Genomic DNA, 1,535 nt, shown 5'->3' with positions numbered 1-1,535 from the left:
TCGGTGCTCGGCGTCGGCGCACGCGCATCCTCGTCGGGCGGCGATGCGGATTGGGGTGTGTCGGCGAGCTATCGGCTGGCCTTCTAGGCTGCGGCCAGCGGCCGCCCGGGCTGTTTCCTGGCGGTCGCGCGGCCGGCGGCGCCGGCCGAAACGTATGAGTGTCGTACGGTAAGTGCGGGGGAAAGCGCCATAGCGTGACCGGCGGCGCTGTCGGTGCAGTTTCAGTCGATGCGACGGCCGCCTAGGATCATCAGTGCATGAGAGCCCGGGGCCTGTCCCTGATGACTTCGCTCGACCACCAAGGATTGGACTATGCGCGCAGCGATTTTGACGTTGGCCGTTCTGGCCGTTTGCGGTTCCGCCCGGGCGGCGGTGGAAGTGGACGTGATCGGCCCGGAATTTTCCATGGGCTGGTCGCTGTTGTCCGACGACGGCCGTGCCGTGGCCGGCCTTTTCCACGCCACCGCGTTCCATTGGACCCGATCGCAAGGGCGTACCGACATCCTGACGTTCCCCGGGCTTTCCAGCCAAGATTTCGAGTTGCGTGCGATATCCGGGGACGGTTCCGTGGTGTTGTTGAACCTGCCCGATTCGGTATCGGGGCTACCGGACCGACGCTGGGCGCCGGCGCTGTGGACGCGCGAAGGCGGGATACGGGTGGTGGATGTCCCCGGCTACTCCGCCATTGCCCAGGACATGTCCGCGGACGGGCGGATCATCGCCGGGCAACGTTTGAACAGCAATTTCCGGCGTGAGGTCTTCCGCTGGCGTTCCGATCGGGGCGTGGAGGTGATGCCGGTAGCCGGCGACTGGCAGGGCTACTCGTTGTTCGATCCCGGTGCGCTTTCCGGCGACGGACGCACGGTCATCGGTCGGGCCAGCGGAAACGGGGTGAACCCGCGGGTGTTCGTGTGGCAGGACGGGCGCGCGCCGTTCTTCATCGATGCGGCGCTCGGCAGCGCGCTGGAGGCCGCGGTAGACGTTTCGCACGACGGCAGCCGCATCACCGGGGTCATCGTCACGAACTCGGGCGAGCGGATTCAACAGGCCTACGTCTGGGACCAGGCGGCCGGCGTGCGCTTGCTCGGCCTGTTGCCGTCGATGAAGGGCAGTTTGCCGACCAAAATATCCGCCGACGGGCAGGTGATCGTCGGCGAAACCTACGGTGGTCCGGGAGGACAGAGGAATGTCTTCCGTTGGTCCGAGCAGACCGGAACGCTGTCGATCCAGCAATGGCTGGCCGGCTACGGCGTCGAGTTCGCGATCGACCCCACTTGGGCGAAGGTGCAAGGGGTCAATGCCGACGGATCGGTGATCGCGGGCCTAGGCTTCCGCGATCAGATCTGGATCGCGCGGGTCAAGGGGCCGAACGGCGGTTTTCTGCTGGACGTGGCGGCCTACCGACGCAGCCTGATCGATGCCAACCAGCGCCTGACCCTGGGCCTGAGCGGCCTGGCCAACGCGACGCTGTCGGGCGCGCACCATCGCTCGCTGCTCGATAACGGCCTGGCGAGCGAGTCCGACGGCTCTTGCGC

1 protein-coding gene is annotated in these 1,535 nt (G+C 66.9%); it reads left to right on the top strand.

The window, feature by feature from the left end; genetic code table 11:
• Positions 1 to 312: 312 nt before the first annotated feature.
• The coding region (locus tag EX88_RS0122720; protein ID WP_031374268.1) for a hypothetical protein at positions 313 to 1,535 on the top strand (1,223 nt) is incomplete at its 3' end.

Origin of the sequence: Lysobacter antibioticus (assembly GCF_000731095.1) — a bacterium.
In the GTDB taxonomy this organism is placed as follows: Bacteria; Pseudomonadota; Gammaproteobacteria; order Xanthomonadales; family Xanthomonadaceae; genus Lysobacter; species Lysobacter antibioticus_B.
Note: the sequence above shows the minus strand (reverse complement) of the source record. Positions and strands in the feature narration are given on the sequence as shown.